This is a genomic window from Woronichinia naegeliana WA131, from assembly GCA_025370055.1.
Classification (GTDB): Bacteria; Cyanobacteriota; Cyanobacteriia; order Cyanobacteriales; family Microcystaceae; genus Woronichinia; species Woronichinia naegeliana.
This window is the reverse complement of record CP073041.1, coordinates 5,213,728-5,235,522: the sequence shown is the minus strand read 5'-3', so window position 1 is coordinate 5,235,522 and position 21,795 is coordinate 5,213,728. Positions and strand designations below refer to the sequence as shown.

Sequence of the window (21,795 nt, the reverse complement as noted above, 5' to 3'; positions counted from 1 at the left end):
CTTTACCTGTGTATGAAAATCATTTAGACTTCTCGTAAAATTCGCCTATATTTAATCCCGATACCTTATCTCCTTCCCAAACTACGGTTACTTGTTTAGGACCTTCCTTTCTGTATGGGAAATCTTCCCCAAGATTTAGCTTTGTTTTGTCTGGTGTCGTGGTGAGTTTCCAACTCACACCAGCACGATTTGTCCACTCCAACGTAGTGTCATTGACCTTGCTTATAGTAACATAATGCCAATCGTTCTTTCCGCTAGTCCCATTATACTGATGATTCTCATAGTTTCCTAAGATTTCGTTCAGTAAAGTTTCTTTAGATACATTTCCCTCAGGTTTTTCTGTAGAAGTAGGCGATGGAGTAGAAGTAGTTGATGGAGTAGAAGTAGGCGATGGAGTAGAAGTAGAAGTAGAAGTAGAAGTAGAAGTAGAAGTAGAAGTAGAAGTAGAAGTAGAAGTAGAAGTAGAAGTAGGCGATGGAGTAGAAAAGTTAAGAATTAAACCAATAGTTAGCAAAAATAATCCGGTAGGAATGGGTGTGACCTTTAGTTGATGAAGGAAAAGAAAAGTGTTAACATGAGATGAAAAGTGACAAAGAGGAAACAATGATGACAGCAAAACTAATTAATGTAGAGGGTTCAAAGATAAAAATAGAACTAACATTAGAACTCAGTCGTTCAATGTTGGATACAGAAATAAATATTCAAAAAGGCTTAAACGAAGTAGGTTGCATCGCCAGCAAAGAAGCCTTGAAATATTTAGATACAGATGGTTCACCCTTAAAAATCGGTGAAGAAATCTGGAAGAGTAAGGGAGAGCAACCGAAAGAATATCAAACACCTTATGGTGAGGTTATAGTGAATCGTCATGTATATCAGCGTTCACCTTTGAGGAAAAACGTATTGCCCCTTAGAAAGAGAAGCAAGGATAATCATAACATCAACGCCATTATTGGCAAAACAGGTATCCTCAAAAATGTCAGGGATGGCAGGCAAAGAGGTGAAAAATGATTTATTAGAAAATCATGGTAGAAAAGTAGCGCTATCCTATATCCAAAGATTGAGTGAAGCAGTAGGAAGTGTGGTACAGGCAAAAGAAGAAGCGTGGAGTTATGCCCCGCCCAAGGAGGATAGCCAAATTGCAACAGTGGGAATAGGATTAGATGGAACCTGTATGCTGATGTGTGAGGATGGCTACCGTGAAGCAATGGTGGGAACCGTTTCCCTATACGATAGTGAAGGCGAACGTCAACCTACAATCTATCTAGGTGCGGCACCAGAGTATGGAAAAAAGAGTTTTCTAGAAAGATTAGAAAGAGAAATTGAGCGAGCGAAAAACCGTTATCCAGAGGCAACATTGGTCGGGATAGCAGACGGGGCAGAATCAAATTGGAAGTTTTTAGAAAAGCAAACGGAAGAACAGATATTAGATTTCTATCATGCCTCTGGTTACTTAGGTGCCTTGGCAGAAGCGTTGCATCCGAATACCGTGTCAAAACAAAAAGAATGGTTGACTGAAAATTGTCGAGAACTCAAGCATGAAAAAGGAAAAGCAGGAGAACTGCTAAATCTGATGAAAGAAGTCAAAGAAGAAAAAAGTCATTCTAAGAATCTTACCGAGAAACTACAAGCGGCGATTACTTATTACGAGAATCATCAGCATCAAATGGATTATGCTGAATACTTAGAGAAAAAGTATCCGATTGGTTCAGGTGTTACGGAAGCAGCTTGTAAGACGTTGGTCAAACAACGATTATGTTGTTCAGGGATGCGATGGAAGGAAAAAGGAGCAGGAATTATTTTGAGCCTACGAGCTTTGGTATTGACGAAGGAACGATGGAGTCAATTTTGGGCAAAACTTGATCAATATGGGTTCCCTGTAGAACCCTGATTACAACAGCTTTTATCAACTAAAGGTCGCACCCGTAGGAATAGCCAATTTTTTTTGCTCTGGTGATACCTCAATAATTCCGCCGATCTTTGTCACAAATGCTAGAACAACAATAAATAATCCACTCCAGATAAGAATAGTAGGTATTGGTGTGTTCTGTATTTCTTTAATTAAGTTTTCCATTACTCCTCCAGATAGATAGAACTTTAGATAGTTGTGAAAATTATACTATAGAAATTTGCAGTTGAGTGAGGCAGACAAGGGGCTTACGTGCCCTGCTATCGAGTTCTTCGTGTTTGTGTTTTAAATAGACTTGCTATCATTGATGGTTATAGTTCACTAATTGTTTTTAAGAGAGTATCGGAGTCGGTGAAAGCTCCAAAAACGCCTCCCTGCATTTCAATCATTTTTAAGGCAGCTTGATGGTTGCCATAATCGGTTGCGCCTGTGCAGTCTGAAAGCAATAAACATTCATAACCGCGATCGTTGGCATCTCGCATGGTGGTATGAACGCAGACATCGGTGGTGATGCCCGTGAGAATAATGTTGTCAATTTTTTGGGTTTTAAGAATTAGGTCTAAATCGGTAGCATAAAATGATCCTTTTCCAGGTTTATCAATAATTACTTCTCCTAATAACGGAGCAAGTTCATCAATGATTTCCCAACCTAATTCACCTCTAACTAAGATTTTGCCACAGGGGCCTGGATCGCCAATTCCTGCTCCAATTTGTTGACTACGCCATCTTTTGTTAGGAGGTAAATCAGATAAGTCGGGACGATGCCCTTCCCTGGTATGAATAATTAAAAAGCCTTTTTCTCGCATTATTTTTAAGACTTTTTTAATCGGTTCAATGGGAGCGCGAGTTAGGGATAAATCGTAGCCCATTTTATCCACATAGCCGCCGACACCACAAAAATCTGTCTGCATATCAATAATAATGAGAGCAGTATTTTCAGGACGAAGATCACCGTTATAGGGGAAAGGATAGGGATGAGAGTTTACAAAGTGAGTCATTTTAATTTGTTTCCATTTTGGTTATATGAAGATCAGCAATTCTCAGTTTTAGACACAGCAAGCCTTTTAGGGATTTAAAGAACATTCTAAAGGGGGGGTAGTGATTCGATAGTAGTGGTGGTCTAAATAGCTTATATGGCAGGGATGATGTAGAATATCAACTAATATAAATTTTTCTCAAATCTATCCCCTAAATTAACGTTTTTATGACTAACATTTTTGCGCTATTATTTTTTGTCTTAAATCAATTGACAGTAGAACAGCAATTGGCAGAGAAATATTGTCCCTCAAAGACTAATTTTAAATAGCCCTGCCCAAGTTGTGGCTCTTATCACACTATTAAGAATGGTTCCGCCCATAATGGTAAGCCCAAAAATCTATGTAAAGACTGTGGTCGCCAGTTTGTTATTAACTCTAGTCAGAAGAGAGTTTCAGAACAGACAAAACAATTAATTAATAGGCTCCTACTAGAGCGAATTTCTCTACGGGGAGTTGAAAGAGTCACAGGAGTAAGTTGGTCATGGTTACAGAATTATGTTAATGATAAATTTGCTGCGGTACCTCGTCAGATAAGCGTTTCAGAAAAAGCGCGAGGAAAATTGACTATCGAATGTGATGAGCTTTGGTCATTTGTTTTCTCCAAAGAAAATAAGTTTTATGTCTGGTTAGCTATAGACAGAACAACAAGAGACATTGTTGGTTGTTATATTGGGGACAGAAGCCGTGCATCAGCCAAAAAACTTTGGGCAAGTTTGCCTGCTGTTTACCGACAATGTGCCGTTGCTTACACGGATTTTTGGGTATCTTATGAGAAAGTTATTCCCAGTAAGCGTCATCGAGCAGTCGGTAAAGAGACGGGACAAAATAATCATGTTGAAAGATTAAATAATACCTTTCGACAAAGAATCTCTCGACTGGTGCGAAAAAGCCTCTCTTTTTCCAAAAATGTGGAAAATCATATTGGGGCAATTTGGTACTTTATACACGACTACAATGCCCAATTAGCAAAGGCTTAAGCCGCCACCACTACTATCGAATCACTACCCAGGAATTATTTTGAGCCTACGGGCTTTGGTATTGACCAAGGAACGATGGAGTCAATTTTGGGCAAAACTTGATCAATATGGATTCCCTGTAGAACCCTGATTACACCATCTTTTATCAATTAGAGGTCGCACACAAGTATGTATTAGAATGAAACAGCCCTACCAATACTGGGGGACTTACTGGTAGGAGTTCCGTTAGAAATTACCTTAGCGAAGAGCCACTTGTTTGCTGCTTAACGCTTCTACTAAACTACGTACTGCGGCCACCATTGCTACTTGATCGTTGAGTTGATTAATAGCTGAACCGACACCCACTCCTGACGCACCGGCGGCGATCGCCATTAGCACCGTGACATCGGAAAGGCCAGAGGCACAGAGGACGGGAACAGTAACGGCATGGGAAATGGCATGGGCTGCGGCCAACGTGGGAGCGGCTTTTTCGATCAGTCCCAAAATGCCAGCATGGTTCGGTGTAGCACTAGTTGCGCCTTCGGTTTGAATGATATCAGCTCCGGCTTCTACTAAGGCTTCGGCTAGTCGTACCTGTTCATCTAGAGCCAAAATGTGGGGAACGGTAACGGAGAGAGTTGTATTGGGAAGCAGTTGACGGGTGGCTTGGGTTAACGCTAAAACTTTCATGGCTTCAAATCGACGACCCTGGGCATAAAAGCTATCAAAATTACCAATTTCGACTAAATCTGCACCAGCCTCAACCGCATCAGCTAATAATTGGGCTTCTACCGCAGAGACGCAAACGGGAAGAGCGATTAACTGTTTTACCTGCTGAATTAAAGCGCGATCGGCGGCAATATCAACAAAAGTGGCTCCACCGGCTTGGGCGGCTTTTACTACTGCACTGACTTTGTCAATATTGAAATTATTTAAACCACTGATAATCTTGACAGCACGACGTTGACGTAGAGCGGTTTGGAGTTGGGAATTCATGCTCATAGTATTTCACGGTAATCCTGAATAGGCAAACATTATAGCGGAATTTTGAGATCGGAACTTAGCTAGTTTATCCACTAGACAGATCTTAAAACTAACTTCAAAGTCAAATCAATGAATTCTTACAAAAGACTGAAAAATTCTAGCTCTTTCTGACTCTTGATCTATTTTTTCATTTCTAACTTAGCTTTTTGGGATTCTAACCAAATCATCGCTACTATAGATGCGACAACTGCCATCAAAGCAATAATGCCAAATCGGGCTGCCCAGGACACCAATTGATGGAGCGGGATCAAACGTCCAAGAAAAAAGGATGCCGTCACCATGATTGTTCCCCAGAGGGTTGCACCCCCTAAATTACAGAGTAAAAATTGAGGATAGGGCATCTGGGCAATACCTGCCATTGGGCCAGCAAAAATTCGCAATAGGGCTACAAATCGTCCGAAAAATACTGCTCTAGGGGCGTTCTTGCTAAATTGATGGCGAGCTTGTAACAGTTGATGTTCAGAAATTTTAAATAAGCGTCCGGCTTTTAATAAAAAGGGCCAACCGCCCCATTTGCCAATCCAGTAGCCAAAGTTGTCCCCCATTACGGCTCCAGCGATCGCCGTTAAGAGAACAAACCAATAATTTAATTCTCCACTTCCCGCCAGGAAGCCACCCACAATGGTAATGGTTTCCCCTGGTAGCGGAATTCCAGTGTTTTCAAGGGCAATCCCGATAAAGACTGTCCAGTAGCCGTATTGACGTGCGATCGTCTGAATGTCATCAACCGATAAAAACTCTACCGACATTTCGTGACCAGCTTTACAAAATTTTACGAATCTCTATCTATCTTGACGCGATCGCTGCTCAAGTGTCAAATGAATAGTGGCTCTGATTTTCGGCGGCCTTAAGGGCTGGGGAAGTCGTTTCAAGGTTTCTCCGTGATTTCCCGTAAATATTATTCCCCACCAACGTTTTAGACATCAAATTCTTGGGGAAAACTGTTCCTGTAATAAAGAGCAAGATTTAATCCACAAATACCGACAGAATGCGCTACTATGCGCTAGAATGGAAGCGTCGAATTGAGGGATTTATTATCGCAAAATATGTTAAACCCAAAACCGCAGCAGGAATGCTCGGAGTCCACGTCCGAACCCTGGTTAAATGGGAGCAGGAAGGGAAAATCCAAGCAATTAAAACCCCGTCAGGGTAAAGGCGATACGAAACTGAATCCTACACAGGGAAATAGGTTGAGCCAACTAGAGCTACCGTTATTTACGCTCGTGTCAGCAGTAGGGGACAATCCGAAGACCTCTCAAGACAAGTCGCCGTCCTCCAAGAAAAATACCCGCAAGCGGAAGTCGTCAGCGAAATCGGTGGAGGACTCAACTTCAAAAGGCAAAAACTTACAGCCTTATTGGAACGAGTCATGTCTGGAGATGTCGCAACAATTGTGGTCGCTCACCAAGATAGGCTTGCCCGATTTGGATTTAATTGGCTTGACGGGTTCTGCCGAAAGTTTGGATGCTCAATCGTGGTTCGATAGGGAGACAAATCTCTCTCCTGAAGCCGAGATGGTTGAAGACATCCTCGCCATTCGACCTTGTTTCTCAAGGCGATTATACGGACTCCGAAAGTATAAAAATCAGAGCAAGAAAGATAAAAGTTTATCCCAGTCTGGAGTTGAAGAAACAGTGGAATAAATGGATGGCGGCTTGTCGTTATTGCTTTAATCAAGCTATTGACTACCAAAAGAAAAATGGCAGGATTGGCAAGGGAAAATTAAGAAATATCATCATGCAATCCAACCTTCCTGAATGGGTAAAAGACACCCCTTGTCATATCAGGCAGAATGCTATTTTTGATGCTCACCAAGCCTATACTGCCAGTCGGGATTGTAAGTATAGAAGTTGTAAAGCTCCTAGACAAACAATCAAGTTTAACAACTGCAATTTCAGCAAGGGAACATGGTATCCAACTCTAACAAAGGGGCTTGGTTTTATTTCTTCAGAAGCAATCCCTGATGTTAGTCTTTATGCAACTCAACTAATCAAGGATAAGTCGGGTGACTGGTTCTGTATTTTTCTAGAAGAAACAAAAACGACACCCCAGCCGGAAAATCGCATTATTGCTCTTGACCCAGGAGTAAGAACTTTTCTGACAGGATTTGATGGGCAAAACTTCCTAGAAGTCGGTTCATCAGATATGGGACGAATCAACAGGCTATGTAAGTATCTTGATGACTTAATGAGTCGAATTAGCCTGTCAAAAGTTGCTAAAGAACGACAAAAAATGAGACGGGCAGCGTCTCGATTACGAGGCAAGATTCGTGACTTAATTGATGACTGTCATAAAAAAACAGCAAGTTACTTAACAAAAAAATATCCAGCTATCTTGCTGCCAAAGTTTGAAACGTCAGAAATGACCAATCGTTCCAAGCAAAAAATCAGAAGTAAAACTGCCCGACAAATGTTGACATGGGCGCATTATCGGTTCAAACAAGTCCTTAAAAATAAAGCTGAGTTAAGTGGCTGTCAGGTGTTTGACGTGACAGAAGAATTTACCAGCAAAACTTGTACGAAATACGGACATATCCACACAAAACTAGGTGGTTCTAAGGTTTTTCGATGTCCCGTTTGTGACCACGTTATTCCACGCGATTGGAATGGTGCTTTGGGTATTATGCTCAAGGCTTTGTCGGGTACGACCTTCACTCTCAGTAACGAGGGTGATGCTATTGTTGCAAAATGCGGTAATATACCGCTTTCTGTCGCATAAATGTATCAGGTATAAATTGGTTGAGAAGCTGGAACTTTTTTTGAATCAGAGCCGCGATCGCCTTAACAGGAAAATCTCCAGCTTTTGGCCACAACCAGAAAGGGGTATTGACCCAAAGCAGAAGACTAATAAACATTCCCCAGAATAAAATCGGAATAAATTCCGTCTGTCGTTGAGCGAGAAGATTAGCCGTCATCGCTAAAGTAAGAGAGAAAAAGATCAGAATCAATAGTAGAAAAGGTCTTTCCTTCTGGGGTAATATTTGAACGGGAAAATTACTATAGAGCGAGATAGTTAGGGCAATAAAGATAAAAGAAAACCCGAAAAAGGCAAAACGCCAAATTTTGGGATAGGGAATGGTGGGATCGAGATGACGGACTTCTTTTAAAGCGATCGCCCCAGCTAAAGCCAAGGAAGGATAGATCGGTGTGAGAGCATTTTCCCACTGTCCTGGTAGCAAACAGATTAGTAAAAAATACAGACCCAAACCAATAATAATTGCTTTCCCCCAACTCCAATGCCGTGAAGACCAGGCTAAGGAAAAACCATAACCCGCAAATAATAGCCAGGGCAGACCATATTGCAACAGTTTTAAACTATAAAAGCCAATAATGGCCAACCAGAGCGAAGATGCTTGTCCATTAGGGAAAACAAATATCTGTGACCAAAATACTTTTCCCCATTGAGAGCTTTGCCATCCATACCAAGCAATGGCTGGCCCTAGTCCCAACCCCAAACCACTCCAAAAGTAAACAGAGCGTGATAAGCGGGGCGTATCCCAAAATAGAAAAGTTAAAGCCGTTATGGCTAATAATGCCCCTAATAATGGTTGGGTGAGCATTAATAAACTGAGGGCTAAACCAATTTCAAAGGAAGTGATGAGATTGCGTCTCGTTCTTAAAACGGCTCCCATTAACCAAATTTCGCTAAACAGGACAACGCCATGACTGCTGCCCAATCGCCCCCAACAAATCACCCCCCAACAGGTTAAATAGATGAGTCCGGCATAGAGTGCTGTTAACCGATGTCGAAACAGTTCTTTGGCCACACAATAGAGTCCAGGAACCGATAAAGCTGTCAGCAAGGCGATCGGTAAACGGGTTGTCCATAGGTTAATACCGCCGAGAGCGTAACTACTTGCCAATAAAACCGGAACAAGGGGCGGTTGGGCAAGAATCGGTTTTCCCCAGAGTGTCAGGAAATGAGCCGATGATCCTTTAGCACTGAGGGGGCTGAGAGCTTGAAATGTACCAGCAACTTTCTTTGGAATGGTGCTTAATTCCCTAGGATCAGCGATCGCCGCTAATATCCCTGTCGTTGTTTTGTGAGCGATTGCCGGAATCGAATTTGGAGCGGGTGCAGAAGGATGATCTGCTTGAAAAAAGCCTGAAAATTTTGGCCAATGAGCGGCCAATTCCTTTGCAATTTGGGCTAAGGTAGCTTCTTCACCATTCAAGAGAGGAACACTGCCAAGATTACTGCAAAAAAGAAGGATCGCTGCGATGAGTAAACCACCAATACAAAATCTTTCTAACCAGCGTTCTTCTCTACGCCATTGACGTTGGTCGCGATCTGACAGGAAGGCCGGATGATTCATAGCAAGCTTTAAAAGGAAAAAGTGATCTTCAACTTTAAAATGAGTCAAAATACTCAAGTGTTACAATGCGGGTTGAGTTTGATCACCCAAAAGTCACGATTTTAATGATAATGCTTTCTTTTCTCAAGGCAGCATCAGTTAGGGAACAACGGCGATCGCCGCCCATAACCTTACATTGTCAGAACAATCGGATCGCTATCCACTGGCGAGAAAATCTTCTATGATTCATTGTCATGGAAGGCTCCTTTAATTTAACCTTACAAATTATCCTTACGGTACTGGCAGGCATCAGTGCCCAAGTTGTGGCGGCCTATCTTAAGGTTCCCAGTATTGTCTTCCTGCTCCTCTTTGGTATTTTATTAGGACGTAACGGTCTGCATCTGCTCCATCCGCAACAATTGGGAGACGGGTTAGAAGTGATAGTCGCCCTTTCCGTTGCCATTATTTTATTTGAAGGCGGACTGAATTTAAGTCTAAAAGAAATCTCTCAGGTTTCGGGCAGTTTACGCAATCTTGTCACCCTCGGAACCTTAATTACCTTGGCCGGTGCTGGTATGGCGGCTCATTGGTTAGCGGAATTTCCCTGGGCGATCGCCTTTTTGTATGGCTCATTAGTGGTGGTGACGGGGCCCACCGTCGTCGGCCCATTGATTAAACAAGTTCAGGTTGATCGTTCAGTAGCAACCATTTTAGAGGGAGAAGGCGTACTCATTGATCCCGTCGGAGCCATCCTGGCCGTTGTTGTCCTAGAAACGATTTTTAAAACCAATGTCACCGTAGAAGCCGATGTCATCGAAATTTTAACAGGTCTTTTACTCCGTTTAGGGATTGGATTGGGTATTGGCATCCTGGGCGGCTGGTTGATGAGTTTCTTTTTGAAACGTGCCACTTTCTTATCGGAAGATATTAATAATCTAGTGGTCTTGGCTGGTGTGTGGGGAGTATTCGGTGGGGCCCAATTGTTGATTAGTGAATCTGGCTTAATGGCCACCGTTGCTACGGGGATGTTTCTTAACTCCTCTGCCCTACCGGATGAACGACTCCTACGACGCTTTAAAGGTAAACTGACCATTCTCTGTGTTTCTGTCCTCTTTATCCTGCTCGCGGCGGATCTTTCTCTTGCCAGTATTGTAGCCCTGGGTTGGGGCAGTGTTTTAACGGTTTTAACCCTGATGTTTGTGGTACGACCGATTAGTGTTCTACTTTGTACCTTAAACAGTGGCTTAACTTGGCAACAAAAATGTTTTGTCGCTTGGATTGCCCCCAGGGGAATTGTCTCAGCCTCGGTTGCCTCTCTTTTTGCGATTTTATTAACCGCCGAAGGAATTAACGGGGGAGATGCCATTAAAGCTTTGGTATTTCTCACGATTATTATGACGGTATTTATTCAAGGTTTAACGGCCCGATGGTTAGCTAATACGTTAGGCATTACCACCGCCACTGCCACGGGAGCGATTATTATTGGTTGCACGCCTTTAGGCCGGTTAATGGCCCGTTTATTTCAGTCCCAGGAGGAACCTGTCGTTCTCATCGATACGGAATTAGAAGCCTGTCAAATTGCTGAATCAGAAGGCATTCGGGCTGTCCATAGCAGTGCTTTAGATCCGAATGTCTTAGAAGCGGCCGGCATGAATTCAATGGGAACCTTAATTGCCTTAACCAGTAATGCAGAGGTCAATTTGGTCTTGGCTCAAAGGGCTTTAGAAGAATTTAAACCGCCAAGGGTTTGGGCAATTTTCCCCAACCAGGGGTCAGAAGAAATTCCTAATCATCGACCGAAGGGGATTCAGTCTTTTATTGATCATCAATTGTTTAAAAATTGGAATCAATATCTCAGTAATGATCAGGTAAAACTAGGGAAAACAACTTTTCAAGAAGAGGGTTTAAGTTTACAACAGGCCCATCTACAAGCCCTGATTCGTTCAGGGGAATTATTACCCCTATTGGTAAAGCGTCAGGGAAATTTGCAATTGGTTAAAAGTGATGAAATGTGGGATGCAGGGGATGAAATTTTCTATTTGCTCCATGATCCCAGGCCCTCTCTGCTCAAACGTCTATCCGGCAGTAAACAGCCTTCTCGGTTAGCTCTAGGGAGTTTGCCAGAGGTAGAGGAGGTTGCCCTTAACAAGTTGAATCGGTAATGTTCTAGACCAGTGGAGCGTATTTCTAGAACGTAGTCAGTCTATTCATTATGACTTATCTTATCCACAGATTCAGAACACTACCGTTTCCTCTTTGTCACTTTTCATCTCATGTTAAGCTGTCATCACTCTAAGTGGATATAAGGTAGAATATATAGACTTACTTTTTTGTATGACTATGCTGACGTTAAACTTCTTAGACCAAAAGACCAAGAAAGAGCTACAAAAAGCCCTTAAAACGGAAGAGCACGCAGTTACAAGAGAGAGAATATTGATTATGTTACTGAGAAATGAAGGAAAAACGTATGATGAAATATCAGGATTATTAGGATGTTGCAAACGACAAGTGTGGTACTGGTGCAATAATGGAAATCCGAAAGAGATAGAAAGCTTAAGAGACAAAAGAAAAAAAGGAAATCACAGGAAAGTAACAGAAGAATACATAGAGAAATTGACGGAGATAATAATCAAAGAGCCTGAAGAGTTTGGATATGAATTTGGAAGTTGGACAGTAGCAAGACTATCAACTCATATGGAAAAAGAAACGGGTATATTGTTAGGAAATACACAACTTAGAAATATGCTTTAAAAAAAGCGATCTGTCTATATTTGGGCAAAATATAGTCTAGAAGATAAAAAAGATGAGCAAAAAAGAGAGGAATTTAGAAAGAAAGTTGAAGAGTACAAGAAGCTTTTGAAAGAAAAGCCAGAATCAATCCAGATATGGTTTTGGGATGAAAGTGGCTTCAGCTTAAGAGTAATACGGAGAAAACATTGGACAAAAAAAGGAAAGCGTAAAAAAGTGAGGGGAGATAGAAGAAAAGGAAGAGTCAATGTAATGGGTGGTATTAGATAGGGCTTGCTGAAAAAAGCTGAAACCTTTACGGAGAAAAATAGTAGGCGAATTAAGAACCGCTAGAATGCACGAAAATAGGGTAGAATGCCTCAAAACCATTGCATTAAGAAGAGAGAAAGCAGATGTACCGAAAGCAACAGTACTCAATTGAAACACCAGAAAACTTGAAAAATCTGTTCGGCGGGCAGTTAGACGAAGAAAATCGTTGGATAGAAATGTCAAAAATGATTCTTTGGGAAGAATATGAGGAAGAATATGCAAAAAACTTCACAGAAAAAAAAGGAGCCCCAGCCAAATCATTTAGAATGGCATTAGGAGCATTAATTATCAAAGAAATTTCAGGAAAAAGTGACAGAGAAACAGTAGAACAAATAAAAGAGAACCCTTATTTACAGTACTTTATAGGAATGGAAAGCTATAGTAGCAAAGAAGCATTTAATGCGTCAATGATGGTTCATTTTCGTAAAAAAATAGGAATGGAATTAATAAATAAAATTAATAAAGAAATAGAAAAAAAAGCGACGGGTGTAGCGTCAGAAAAAAAAGAAAATGAAGGAAAGTTATTGTTAGATGCGACTTGTACACCAGCAGATATAAAATATCCAACGGATATAGGAATATTGAATGATGCCAGAGAAAAAACAGAAAAAATAATAGATAAGCTGTATGAAGAAATAAAAGAGAAAAGGAAAGAAAAGCCGAGGACTTATAGGGAAGTGGCAAGAAAAGAGTACTTAGCCATAGCAAAAAAACGTCGTGTGTCAAAAAAAGAAAGAAGAAAAGGAACAAAAAAACAACTAGGATATATAAAAAGAAACTTGTCTCATATAGAAAAAATGATAGAAGAGGGAGCAAAGTTAGAAAAACTAACGAAAAAAGAGCAAGAAGAGCTTGTAACGATAGGAAAAGTGTATGAGCAACAGTTAGAAATGTATGAAAAAAAGACAAATAAAGTAGAAAACAGAATTGTGAGTGTAAGCCAACCTCACGTGCGTCCAATAGTGCGTGGAAAAGCGGGAAAAGCAGTAGAGTTTGGAGCTAAAATATCGGCAAGTAATGTGAATGGCTTTGTCTTCTTAGACAAATTAAGTTGGGATAATTACAACGAATCGGGAGATTTACAAGCGCGAATAGAAGAATATAAAAGGGAAACAGGATGTTATCCGGAATCGGTTCATGTGGATAAAATCTATCGAACAAAAGCGAATCGAGCTTATTGTAAAGAAAGGGATATAAGAATGAGTGGTCCCCGATTGGGAAGACCGCCGAAAGAGGTGAGCAAAGAAAAAAAGAAAGAGGCACGCTCAGATGAAAGAGTGCGTAATGCCATTGAGGGTAAATTCGGACAGGGAAAGAGGAAATTTAGTCTTGGTCGAGTGATGGCCAAACTACCTGAGACCTCGGAAACGGTAATTGCGATGAACTTTTTGGTAATGAATCTTTCTACTCTACTTCAGAAGACAAAAAGTAAAAAGTTGTAGAGTCGTTTTTCTTGTGAAAAATGGTGTTAATTTTCCTCTCTTTTGTGAGGAGTGATTTGTGTTGACCTTTTTAGACAGAAAGGAACAATAGATTAAACAAAATCTGTATTTTGATTTGTTTCCATAAGGATAAGTTATCTATGCTTTTTCAGTCCATACTTCCCTAACCCACATTTCTTTCGTTTTTTGACTTTTTCAGCAAGCCCTAGATATACTGACAAAAAACGGTGGGTTGATTTGATTCCCACTGGTAACTCTCAGAACTTCAAGAGTGTATTATTAAAATTTTACAAAGACATACAAAGAGAATGGATAGAACAAGGAAATAAAAAAGAAGACTTTGAAAAGAATGGTCCGAAGATTGTGATTATTTTAGATAATGCGAGCTTCCACAAAAAGCAAGAAATTCTAGACGAGAGCACGGAAGAAATGCCAAACATTATTTTGGAGTTTTTACCCCCCTATAGTCCCGATTATAATTTAATGGAATTGGTATGGCATTCAGCAAAAGAATATATTGCAAATAAATTATTCAAATCAATTGAAGAATTAGAATCTCTCATCCATAAACTTCTTAATGAAGGTGGATTGACAATATGTTGGGGACGTAAAATCAAAAACAAGGGCTCAAGTATTATTGCAAGTTAAACTGATGACAGCTTAACACTTTTCTTTTCCTTCATCAACTAAAGGTCACACCCATTTATTAAACGTTAATCTTTAAGATCTTGCACGTATAAACTCACTAATCGGGACAGAATAACAGCCGGGTACATTTGACCGATAATTGCCTCCATATTAGACATCACCATTCCTACTCGATTAATCGGGACAATATCACCGTATCCCACCGTCGTTAAGGTGACAAAACTAAAATAAAAGGTGCGATAGTAAGTCATAGTTTGGGAAAAAGCTTTGGGATCAAAGGAAACTAGGATTTGGTAAAGTTGAAACCAAAAAAAACCCACCATTAAATAGACACTAATCCCCCCCACTAGAATATCGCCTGTAACGTGTTTGTCACGAAAAATTCTTTTGAGGATAATCCAGATGGCAGTGGCAATAAAAATAAGTTGGATGATGTGGCTGATAAAAGTTGAAAACCAAATATCTTGCTCTAGGAATAAGATGATATAGCTATTAATACCAAAACTCAGAATAGCAATCAATCGGAAGCAATTCAAAAATCTTTGGGGAAGTTGGAAAGTTTCAATGACAAATAAAACCGTTAACAAAAATAGTGCATTAATAGCAACACCACCGAAAGGATAGTCATTGTCAACAAAAGCAAAGGCGAAAAAGAGAAAAATTAAGGATAGAAGTAAGTGTTGATAAGGATTTTCTCTAAATATCCGCCAACGAAGAGCAAATTTAGATCGCCAAAAAGATCGCCAAAAAATTCTCATTGTTTTGTTGTGAGCTTTAAATTGGGGATCAGTGAACCGACGGTGATCCTATCCCCTACCATCACCAAGCCTGGTCAAGGTAAAGTCCAATTAGGGTTGTTCACTGAAGGCCACCAATCTATGCCACTTTATCCCTAAAATTTTCAGTCTTTACCTTCCCGATGTTAGAGAGAAGCCACTTGAATTTCTACTTCAGCCGTCACTTCAGGATGAATTTTAATTTGAGCTTTATAGAAACCGAGTCTGCTAATTTCTGGTAGGGTAATGCCGCGACGATCAACTTCTTGGTTGGTAATGGCTTTGATGGCATCCACAACTTCTTGGCTGGTGACAGTCCCGAAGATTGCTTCGTTTTCTCCCACCTGTTTTTGAATGACAAAGCGACCCACCGTTTGTAGTGCAGCCTTCTGAGCCTCAGCAGCTTGTTTTTCCGCTTGCAGACGAGCCTCTTCTTTAACGCGACGCTGTTCAACCTGACGGAGAATACCAGGGGTTGCCAGTACTCCCATCCCTTGGGGAATTAAGTAATTACGGGCATATCCGGGGGCTACTTCGACGAGATCGCCATTCTTTCCGAGTTTATTGACGGGTTTGTTTAAGACAACTTGTACACGCTTCGACATAATGTTACGATTCCAATTAGTAAAAAATTCGTCTTGTAGTCACGATCTCTAATCTTACATTTTTTATCTGATAAAAAGCAACTTCCCAAAGGAGATAGTTTGGGGAAAGTGGCCGACCTGTTTTGGAGTCAGACCACCATTGATAGAAGTGATGACAACGGCCTTGATTGTCTTGGGTGAATTCAAGCCTGGATTAAACTTTGGCAAGATCACTAAAACGAATTTTGAGGTAGTCGTCTTCCATTTTCGCGCCAGAAGGGCTGAGGGCTGCTAGAGCTTGGGGTAAGACTAGGTTACGGCGATGATTCCCAATCCGAATATTTAACTCATCCCCAGTCTTATTGAGTTGGATTTGTTCTTTGGGGACTCCGGGCAAATAGAGTTCGAGACTATAATTTTGAGCGTCTTGGACAATGCGAATGGTATTTTCGCGGTAATAGACCTGGGAAGGATCTTCGTCTTTATAGAGGGTTTCCTTAAGACGTTCGAGGGCTGCTAGACCACACATTTCTTCGGAGAAAAGCGGAACTTCTTTGACGGGTAGGGGATGAAAGTTGTCGTAAATTTCCTGTTTATAGACCTGTTGATTGCTTTTCCAACGCTGAAAGAAGGGATCGTCAATGCTTTCTGGCAAAATGCGATTGGCAATAATCAAGTCGGTGGAAACATTATACAAACTCAAATAGGCATGGGCCCGCAGGGATTCTTTGATGACCATTTTTTCGGGATTGGTCACGAGACGTACTGAGGTAATGGTATTGTCGGTCAAAACTTTTTCGAGGGCTTCGATCTGCTCATAGAATTCGTAGGGGGCATCCATCACTTCCTTATCGGGCAGGGAAAAACCAGCGATCGGTCGAAAAAGCGGTTCTACTAAGGGTCGCAAAGCCACCGACATACTTTGCAAGGGTTTATAAAATCTTCTCATATACCAGCCACCGACTTCCGGCAGACTAAGTAAACGCAGGGCTGTGCCAGTGGGAGCCGAATCGATAATTAGGACATCATAGTCGGCTTCATCATAGTGACGTTTCATACGGACTAGCCCAAAGATTTCGTCCATACCGGGTAAAATGGCTAATTCTTCAGCCTGTACTCCATCCAAGCCTCGTGCTTGCAGTACTTGGGTAATATAACGTTTAACGGCTCCCCAATTACCTTCTAATTCCATGAGGGCATCTAGTTCAGCCCCCCAAAGATTAGGACGAACAAGACGAGGTTCATGGCCCAATTCTAAATCAAAGCTATCGGCTAGGGAGTGGGCTGGATCGGTACTCAGCACCAGGGTTTTATAGCCTAGTTCGGCACAACGAAGGCCCGTGGCCGCAGCGACAGAGGTTTTACCGACTCCGCCCTTACCAGTCATCAGAATTACGCGCATGGGTTAGTTTTTGGCTGAGAAAAATTTACATTCCTTATTATTAATTATGGCGGTTAATCCCAGTCTTGGGAAAAAGATGTTGCTGTAGCACTTGCCAGGGGGAGCAATCCCAGTAGTCTTGATGGGAATAAATGAGTCCTTGATCGTTGAGCAGTAATTCACTTCGTCCTGAGATACTAATTCGCGGTTTCCAAGGCAAAGGGGTTGTCCAGTGTAATGTCCAACGAGAGGCGATCTCCTGCTGGTGTTGTTCTAGGTGATGAAGTTCCATCTGAATATCCTGAAACCAGGTCGCCATAAACTGGATCATGGCCTGATAACGTTGAATGCCGTGAAATTCCGTTAAAGGATCTTTAAAATAAACATCCTCAGCATAGATTTCGTAGCTAGGATTAGTGGGAAAACGTTGGTAGTCAGCTTGTAAAACATCTAAAATACTCATAATTTTTGCATTATCCTCTGTAGAAAAGGGGGTACGTTTATTGGAAAAAATCAGCACACTGTAGAGGCTGATTGCAATCCATTGGTGTCAACCTAAGCCAAAACCCTTGGTAGTGTTCTGAATCTGTGGAAGCACATCTAAATAAGACATCCAAATTCAAAGCGATTGATAAATAATCCAAGGACAATATCGTGCATCACAATAGATTTGGAGAAACAAATCGTTTTTCTCGCTAATCTCTTTATTCGAGTTCTCAATGTCAAGTGCTTTCGTTCGATTTTTTGAGTATTATACTTACCCACCTCATGCAATGCTGGCTCAATATGTCGTTCGTAAGCCCCCCATCCATCTGTATAATATTGAGTAATACCAAAAGGTTCTAACAACTCTTTTAGCCTTAGAAATGCTTCGTCTTTGTGACCAGACAAAACATAAGCTAATATCTCACCTGTCTTATGAGCAATAGCGTGCCATAACCATCTTTGCTCTTTTTTGCTCTTCACAAAACCCCACATTTCGTCGAGTTCTGCTTCCACGTCATTCCATTGGCAGAGCGTTACAATACTCTGACTGGGTTCCAGTTCTGCTAGTTTTTTTTCGTTGACGAATACTAAACTAGACTCTTTTTTTTTAGTTCACTAATCACTGTTGATGGACTAATCCTCAGCACACGGGCTGTATCCCTTATGCCACTACCATTCATTGCCATTTCGGCAATCTTTTCCTTTACTTCTGGCAAATAACCTTTATAAGTATAGTTTAAGATAAATGTGCAACGCTTACATTCTGTATTACGACATCTGTAACGCTCTTTCCCCTCCCCAGAGGGGCCGTGTTTCACAATATCCGTACTTTGACAACTTGGGCAAACAATTGCTTTGAATAGCATGGCACACCAATTTTAAGATTTACATTTATTTATTATTACTCTTTTCCACAGGTTTAGAACACGACCGGCACAGTCAAACATCAGGATCGTCTTGTGCATTTATGATCATCAATCTGGCATCTCAGCAAAACTAAATATTTCAAGTGCTAGACACAACCAAAAACAAGTTTGTTACTTTCAAGCGGGCAACGCGATTCGAACGCGCGACATCAACCTTGGCAAGGTTGCGCTCTACCACTGAGCTATACCCGCACATTTGAGATGTCTCTAATGATGCCAAAAAAAAAGACTTCTGTCAAGGGTTTAGGATTAGAAAAATTCAATCTTCTTTTGCCTTGGATTACCATAGACCTGGACACCCTTGCTTGAGACATCATGACTGCTTCCCCGATCGCCGTTTCTCCCCTGCCTCTATTGGGCCAATCTCTCACGGATCTAACCCATTGGGTACAAAGCCAAGGACAACCGGCCTATCGCGGTAAACAATTACACCAGTGGCTTTACGAAAAGGGAGCGCGATCTCTGTTAGAGATTTCTGTCTTTCCCAAACAATGGCGAGAACAATTGCAAGACTATCCCCTGGGACGATCCGTCATTGAGCATTGCAGTACGGCGACCGATAAAACCCGCAAATATCTGCTACGTCTGGCGGATGGACTCATTATTGAAACGGTTGGCATTCCCAGTAGCAAGCGACTAACGGTCTGTGTTTCCTCCCAGGTCGGTTGTGGCATGGACTGTACCTTCTGTGCAACGGGCAAAGGAGGATTTCTCCGTAATTTACAACCCCATGAAATTGTGGATCAAGTCTTGACCGTCCAGACAGATTTTCAGGAAAGGGTCAGTCATGTGGTCTTTATGGGCATGGGAGAACCGCTACTGAATCTTCCGGCAGTACTGCAAGCTCTCCATTGTCTGAATCAAGATGTGGGTATTGGGGCGCGATCGCTGACAGTTTCAACGGTGGGTCTAGCGCAAAAAATTCGTCAATTAGCCCAACATCAATTACAAATCACCTTGGCCGTGAGTCTTCATGCGGCCGATCAGACTTTACGAGAAGAGTTAATCCCCAGTGCCAAACATTACCCGCTCAAAACCCTGTTAGCAGACTGTCGAGATTACGTCAAAATAACAGGGCGTAGAATTACCTTTGAATATATTTTGTTAGCCGACGTGAATGACTTGCCGGAGCAGGCGATCTCCTTAGCTGAACTGATTAAAGGCTTTCAGAGTCATGTTAACTTGATCCCCTACAATCCCATTTCAGAGGCAGACTATCAACGTCCCACCCCCGAACGAATCCAAGCCTTTGCAGATATTTTAGGAGAGCGGCATGTCGCCGTCAGTGTTCGTTATTCCAGGGGACTGCAAGCTGATGCGGCCTGTGGGCAGTTACGGGCTTCTCGTCAACGATAACTGGCTTTGTCCTACCAGGGATCCATAATCGATTTAAACGGATTAATTACCGTCGCCCCCGAATCCAGGTCTTCCTCTGGAGCAATCATCAAAAATTTGGGTCTGAAACCTCAGGGGAACTGGTATCGTCTGATCAAAGTTGGAAAAAGTTATGGTGTAAGGCTTTGAGAAAATAGAAAAATAGTTTAAGACTAGACATGGGCCCGTTTTTATTATACTATTATTATTATCATTATATCAAAGAAGAAGGAAACAGAAAACAATGTCAATATTAAAGAAAAGCTCTATGGAAATTCTGAATGATGTTGGCTTGTGCCAAGAGAAAGAGGATGCCTTATTCAAGAAAAACTGTCCTCATTGCTATAGTGAAAAAGTAAAAATACATTCTCATTATCAAACGAAAGGTAACGGGGAACGTAAAATGTTCATTTGTCAAGAATGTAGTTCTTGTTTTGCTGAGACTTATGGTAGCGTAATCGCTGGCTTAGAAACCCCATTAAGTGAAATTGTAAAAGTATTAAAAGCCAGAATGGAAGGAATAGGATTGAATGCAGCAGCCCGAGTATTTGGCTACGCGAAAACAACAATATTGAATTGGGAAAAGAAATTCAGGATTACAAGAGACATTATTTTTATACGCCTTAGTGAATGAATTTGTTAAATTAGTAATAGAAGGGGATGAACTATACACAAAAGTTGGAAAAAATAAAGAAGCAAGTGCCTCTGAGGGGTGGACAATCGTTCTCATGGACAGGGCTAGCCGCTTTATTTGGCATTTAAAATGTGGTCGAAAAGAGCAGAAATTATTTCTAGAAGCAATGATGACGGTAGCGGAATTATTTGAAAGGAGTGCAGAATCTCTCCAGCTATTTACAGATGGAGAAAAGCGATATAGTCAACTGCTATTTAATATTTGTCACGAAGTATTAAGGACTGGAAAGCGAGGTCGTCCCACCAAAGTATTACCGAAGGGTATGGTGGTAAGACTAAAAAATAAGAGTAGTAAACGTCGAGATTCTGCGGGTAAACTAAAGAAAGTAGAAACTCCGAAACCAGAACATCCAGAGACAACAGAAAAACCAGAAGAAAAGGACGTCCATGCCAACCACGTTGAGGCATTTAATAGTGCTATCCGACGCTATTTAGCCGACTTTCGTCGTCGTACAAATACTTATGCTAAATCTGTTGTGGGATTACAGCGAGTACTAGATATTTTCTGGATGGTTCATAACTTTGTTCGCAGCCATTTTACGACTAGTGGTCTGTCAATTTTCTATTTGTGGATAAAGACGCTTGAGACGGATACGAGCCTCAGCCGTCGTGAATTGCCAATCTACCGACTTTTGGGAATGATTGCGCTGAGTGTACCAAGCCGTTGTTTCTTGCTCTAAAGTTTCCCGATCTGGAATTCGACGAGCTAGGCATTGCCGAGTCATTGCGGACAGCTCGTTTTCAGCAATATTAAGCCAACTGCCATGTTTTGGGGTATGGTGAATTTCCAACCGTTCGACTAGACGACGAGCCGTGGAAGGCTCAAATGCTTCATATAGTGAGGCAAGTTTGTGAGTATTTAGCTGATCACATACTAAAATGACTTTGTCGTTATCAGCATAGTCGTTATCGAGTAAATTCTTAATTTCTGTTGCCCAGTCAACCGATGTTCTACGTTCACTGACAACTGTCTTTCGCCACCCAGACAAGGGTTCTGTAAACATAAAGATATTGGCTGTTCCATTGCGTTCATATTCGTAATCATGCGCCTCTGGCTGTCCAGGTTTGGCTGGTAGAGGAAGGCGGGTTTCTTTGACCAATTGTATAGGTTGCTCATCCATGCAAATCACTGGACAATTGGGGTCATAGGGTCGGTGATAAATTTCTAGAACATCTTCCATGTTAGACACA

General features: G+C 41.4%; 16 protein-coding genes, 1 tRNA gene and 6 pseudogenes. 10 read left to right on the top strand and 13 right to left on the bottom strand.

All coding sequences use genetic code 11. The features are described 5' to 3' along the window. Window positions 1-19 precede the first annotated feature (19 nt). Window positions 20-514 carry a hypothetical protein gene (locus KA717_26240; GenBank protein UXE59332.1) on the bottom strand — a complete coding sequence of 165 codons (495 nt, stop codon included), beginning with the start codon at window positions 512-514 and terminating at the stop codon, window positions 20-22. A gap of 92 nt (window positions 515-606) precedes the next feature. On the opposite strand from KA717_26240, the pseudogene KA717_26235 reads away from it, so the two are divergent. Then, window positions 607-1,888, top strand: a pseudogene (locus KA717_26235) (ISKra4 family transposase). A gap of 15 nt (window positions 1,889-1,903) precedes the next feature. Here the strand turns inward: KA717_26235 and KA717_26230 are convergent. Together KA717_26230 and KA717_26225 are read right to left on the bottom strand one after the other, a co-directional pair. Further along, the gene (locus KA717_26230; GenBank protein UXE59331.1) at window positions 1,904-2,071 is read right to left on the bottom strand and encodes a hypothetical protein; all 168 of its coding nucleotides are present in this window, start codon (window positions 2,069-2,071) and stop codon (window positions 1,904-1,906) included. Window positions 2,072-2,217: 146 nt separating this feature from the next. Then, window positions 2,218-2,904: a cysteine hydrolase gene (locus KA717_26225; GenBank protein UXE59330.1), complete on the bottom strand. Its 687-nt coding sequence runs from the start codon at window positions 2,902-2,904 to the stop codon at window positions 2,218-2,220. A 338-nt stretch (window positions 2,905-3,242) separates the two neighbouring features. On the opposite strand from KA717_26225, the gene KA717_26220 reads away from it, so the two are divergent. Continuing rightward, window positions 3,243-3,920 carry an IS1 family transposase gene (locus KA717_26220; GenBank protein ID UXE64785.1) on the top strand — a complete coding sequence of 226 codons (678 nt, stop codon included), beginning with the start codon at window positions 3,243-3,245 and terminating at the stop codon, window positions 3,918-3,920. A gap of 237 nt (window positions 3,921-4,157) precedes the next feature. On the opposite strand, the gene KA717_26215 is transcribed toward KA717_26220, so the two are convergent. Both KA717_26215 and KA717_26210 read right to left on the bottom strand, forming a co-directional pair. Continuing rightward, on the bottom strand, window positions 4,158-4,901 hold the full coding sequence (locus tag KA717_26215) for a DUF561 domain-containing protein (protein UXE59329.1): 744 nt from the start codon (window positions 4,899-4,901) through the stop codon (window positions 4,158-4,160). 161 nt (window positions 4,902-5,062) lie between these two features. Then, a complete protein-coding gene (locus tag KA717_26210) occupies window positions 5,063-5,692 on the bottom strand; it encodes a DedA family protein (protein UXE59328.1) in 630 nt (209 codons plus the stop codon). Between the two features lie 287 nt (window positions 5,693-5,979). Between KA717_26210 and KA717_26205 the strand changes: the two are divergent. Both KA717_26205 and KA717_26200 read left to right on the top strand, forming a co-directional pair. Beyond that, window positions 5,980-6,586, top strand: a pseudogene (locus KA717_26205) (IS607 family transposase). Continuing rightward, window positions 6,567-7,661: a transposase gene (locus KA717_26200; GenBank protein UXE59327.1), complete on the top strand. Its 1,095-nt coding sequence runs from the start codon at window positions 6,567-6,569 to the stop codon at window positions 7,659-7,661. Before KA717_26205 ends, KA717_26200 begins: the two are co-directional and overlap by 20 nt. Here the strand turns inward: KA717_26200 and KA717_26195 are convergent. Further along, window positions 7,618-9,258, bottom strand: a complete 1,641-nt coding sequence (locus KA717_26195) for a glycosyltransferase family 39 protein (protein UXE59326.1) — start codon at window positions 9,256-9,258, stop codon at window positions 7,618-7,620. The genes KA717_26200 and KA717_26195 overlap by 44 nt on opposite strands. A gap of 233 nt (window positions 9,259-9,491) precedes the next feature. Between KA717_26195 and KA717_26190 the strand changes: the two genes are divergently transcribed. The 4 genes and pseudogenes from KA717_26190 (at window position 9,492) to KA717_26175 (ending at window position 14,384) form a co-directional block, all read left to right on the top strand. Beyond that, entirely contained in the window at window positions 9,492-11,399 is a 1,908-nt protein-coding gene (locus tag KA717_26190; protein UXE59325.1) for a cation:proton antiporter, read from the top strand. A 178-nt stretch (window positions 11,400-11,577) separates the two neighbouring features. Beyond that, window positions 11,578-12,252 (top strand): annotated as a pseudogene (locus KA717_26185) (IS630 family transposase). A gap of 125 nt (window positions 12,253-12,377) precedes the next feature. Further along, window positions 12,378-13,715: pseudogene (locus KA717_26180) on the top strand (IS5 family transposase). Between the two features lie 318 nt (window positions 13,716-14,033). Next, window positions 14,034-14,384: pseudogene (locus KA717_26175) on the top strand (transposase). Between the two features lie 65 nt (window positions 14,385-14,449). On the opposite strand, the gene KA717_26170 reads toward KA717_26175, so the two are convergent. The 6 genes and pseudogenes from KA717_26170 to KA717_26145 all read right to left on the bottom strand — a co-directional run bounded on the left by KA717_26170 (window position 14,450) and on the right by KA717_26145 (window position 18,729). Then, complete coding sequence (locus KA717_26170) at window positions 14,450-15,142, bottom strand: potassium channel family protein (protein ID UXE59324.1); 693 nt, start codon at window positions 15,140-15,142, stop codon at window positions 14,450-14,452. 164 nt (window positions 15,143-15,306) lie between these two features. Continuing rightward, window positions 15,307-15,765 carry a 50S ribosomal protein L9 gene (gene rplI / locus KA717_26165; GenBank protein UXE59323.1) on the bottom strand — a complete coding sequence of 153 codons (459 nt, stop codon included), beginning with the start codon at window positions 15,763-15,765 and terminating at the stop codon, window positions 15,307-15,309. Window positions 15,766-15,958: 193 nt separating this feature from the next. Continuing rightward, complete coding sequence (locus KA717_26160; GenBank protein ID UXE59322.1) at window positions 15,959-17,146, bottom strand: TRC40/GET3/ArsA family transport-energizing ATPase; 1,188 nt, start codon at window positions 17,144-17,146, stop codon at window positions 15,959-15,961. A gap of 40 nt (window positions 17,147-17,186) precedes the next feature. Continuing rightward, entirely contained in the window at window positions 17,187-17,588 is a 402-nt protein-coding gene (locus KA717_26155) for a DUF2358 domain-containing protein (GenBank protein ID UXE59321.1), read from the bottom strand. Between the two features lie 137 nt (window positions 17,589-17,725). Next, window positions 17,726-18,477, bottom strand: a pseudogene (locus KA717_26150) (IS1 family transposase). A 180-nt stretch (window positions 18,478-18,657) separates the two neighbouring features. Continuing rightward, a tRNA-Gly gene (locus KA717_26145) sits at window positions 18,658-18,729 on the bottom strand. Between the two features lie 123 nt (window positions 18,730-18,852). Here KA717_26145 and rlmN point away from each other — a divergent pair. Beyond that, on the top strand, window positions 18,853-19,893 hold the full coding sequence (rlmN, locus tag KA717_26140) for a 23S rRNA (adenine(2503)-C(2))-methyltransferase RlmN (GenBank protein UXE59320.1): 1,041 nt from the start codon (window positions 18,853-18,855) through the stop codon (window positions 19,891-19,893). 262 nt (window positions 19,894-20,155) lie between these two features. Further along, window positions 20,156-20,545 carry a hypothetical protein gene (locus KA717_26135; GenBank protein UXE59319.1) on the top strand — a complete coding sequence of 130 codons (390 nt, stop codon included), beginning with the start codon at window positions 20,156-20,158 and terminating at the stop codon, window positions 20,543-20,545. A 613-nt stretch (window positions 20,546-21,158) separates the two neighbouring features. On the opposite strand, the gene KA717_26130 is transcribed toward KA717_26135, so the two are convergent. Further along, window positions 21,159-21,785 (bottom strand): IS630 family transposase, encoded by a 627-nt coding sequence (locus tag KA717_26130; GenBank protein UXE64784.1) that lies wholly within the window; start codon window positions 21,783-21,785, stop codon window positions 21,159-21,161. Window positions 21,786-21,795: the final 10 nt, after the last annotated feature.

Coding starts and splice junctions, on each gene's coding strand:
- KA717_26170 (UXE59324.1), bottom strand. CDS start 15,142: ATGAGAATTTTTTGGCGATCTTTTTGGCGATCTAAATTTGCTCTTCGT.
- KA717_26160 (UXE59322.1), bottom strand. CDS start 17,146: ATGCGCGTAATTCTGATGACTGGTAAGGGCGGAGTCGGTAAAACCTCT.
- KA717_26130 (UXE64784.1), bottom strand. CDS start 21,785: ATGGAAGATGTTCTAGAAATTTATCACCGACCCTATGACCCCAATTGT.
- rlmN (UXE59320.1), top strand. CDS start 18,853: ATGACTGCTTCCCCGATCGCCGTTTCTCCCCTGCCTCTATTGGGCCAA.
- KA717_26215 (UXE59329.1), bottom strand. CDS start 4,901: ATGAGCATGAATTCCCAACTCCAAACCGCTCTACGTCAACGTCGTGCT.
- KA717_26190 (UXE59325.1), top strand. CDS start 9,492: ATGGAAGGCTCCTTTAATTTAACCTTACAAATTATCCTTACGGTACTG.
- rplI (UXE59323.1), bottom strand. CDS start 15,765: ATGTCGAAGCGTGTACAAGTTGTCTTAAACAAACCCGTCAATAAACTC.
- KA717_26195 (UXE59326.1), bottom strand. CDS start 9,258: ATGAATCATCCGGCCTTCCTGTCAGATCGCGACCAACGTCAATGGCGT.
- KA717_26155 (UXE59321.1), bottom strand. CDS start 17,588: ATGAGTATTTTAGATGTTTTACAAGCTGACTACCAACGTTTTCCCACT.
- KA717_26225 (UXE59330.1), bottom strand. CDS start 2,904: ATGACTCACTTTGTAAACTCTCATCCCTATCCTTTCCCCTATAACGGT.
- KA717_26135 (UXE59319.1), top strand. CDS start 20,156: ATGTCAATATTAAAGAAAAGCTCTATGGAAATTCTGAATGATGTTGGC.
- KA717_26230 (UXE59331.1), bottom strand. CDS start 2,071: ATGGAAAACTTAATTAAAGAAATACAGAACACACCAATACCTACTATT.
- KA717_26210 (UXE59328.1), bottom strand. CDS start 5,692: ATGTCGGTAGAGTTTTTATCGGTTGATGACATTCAGACGATCGCACGT.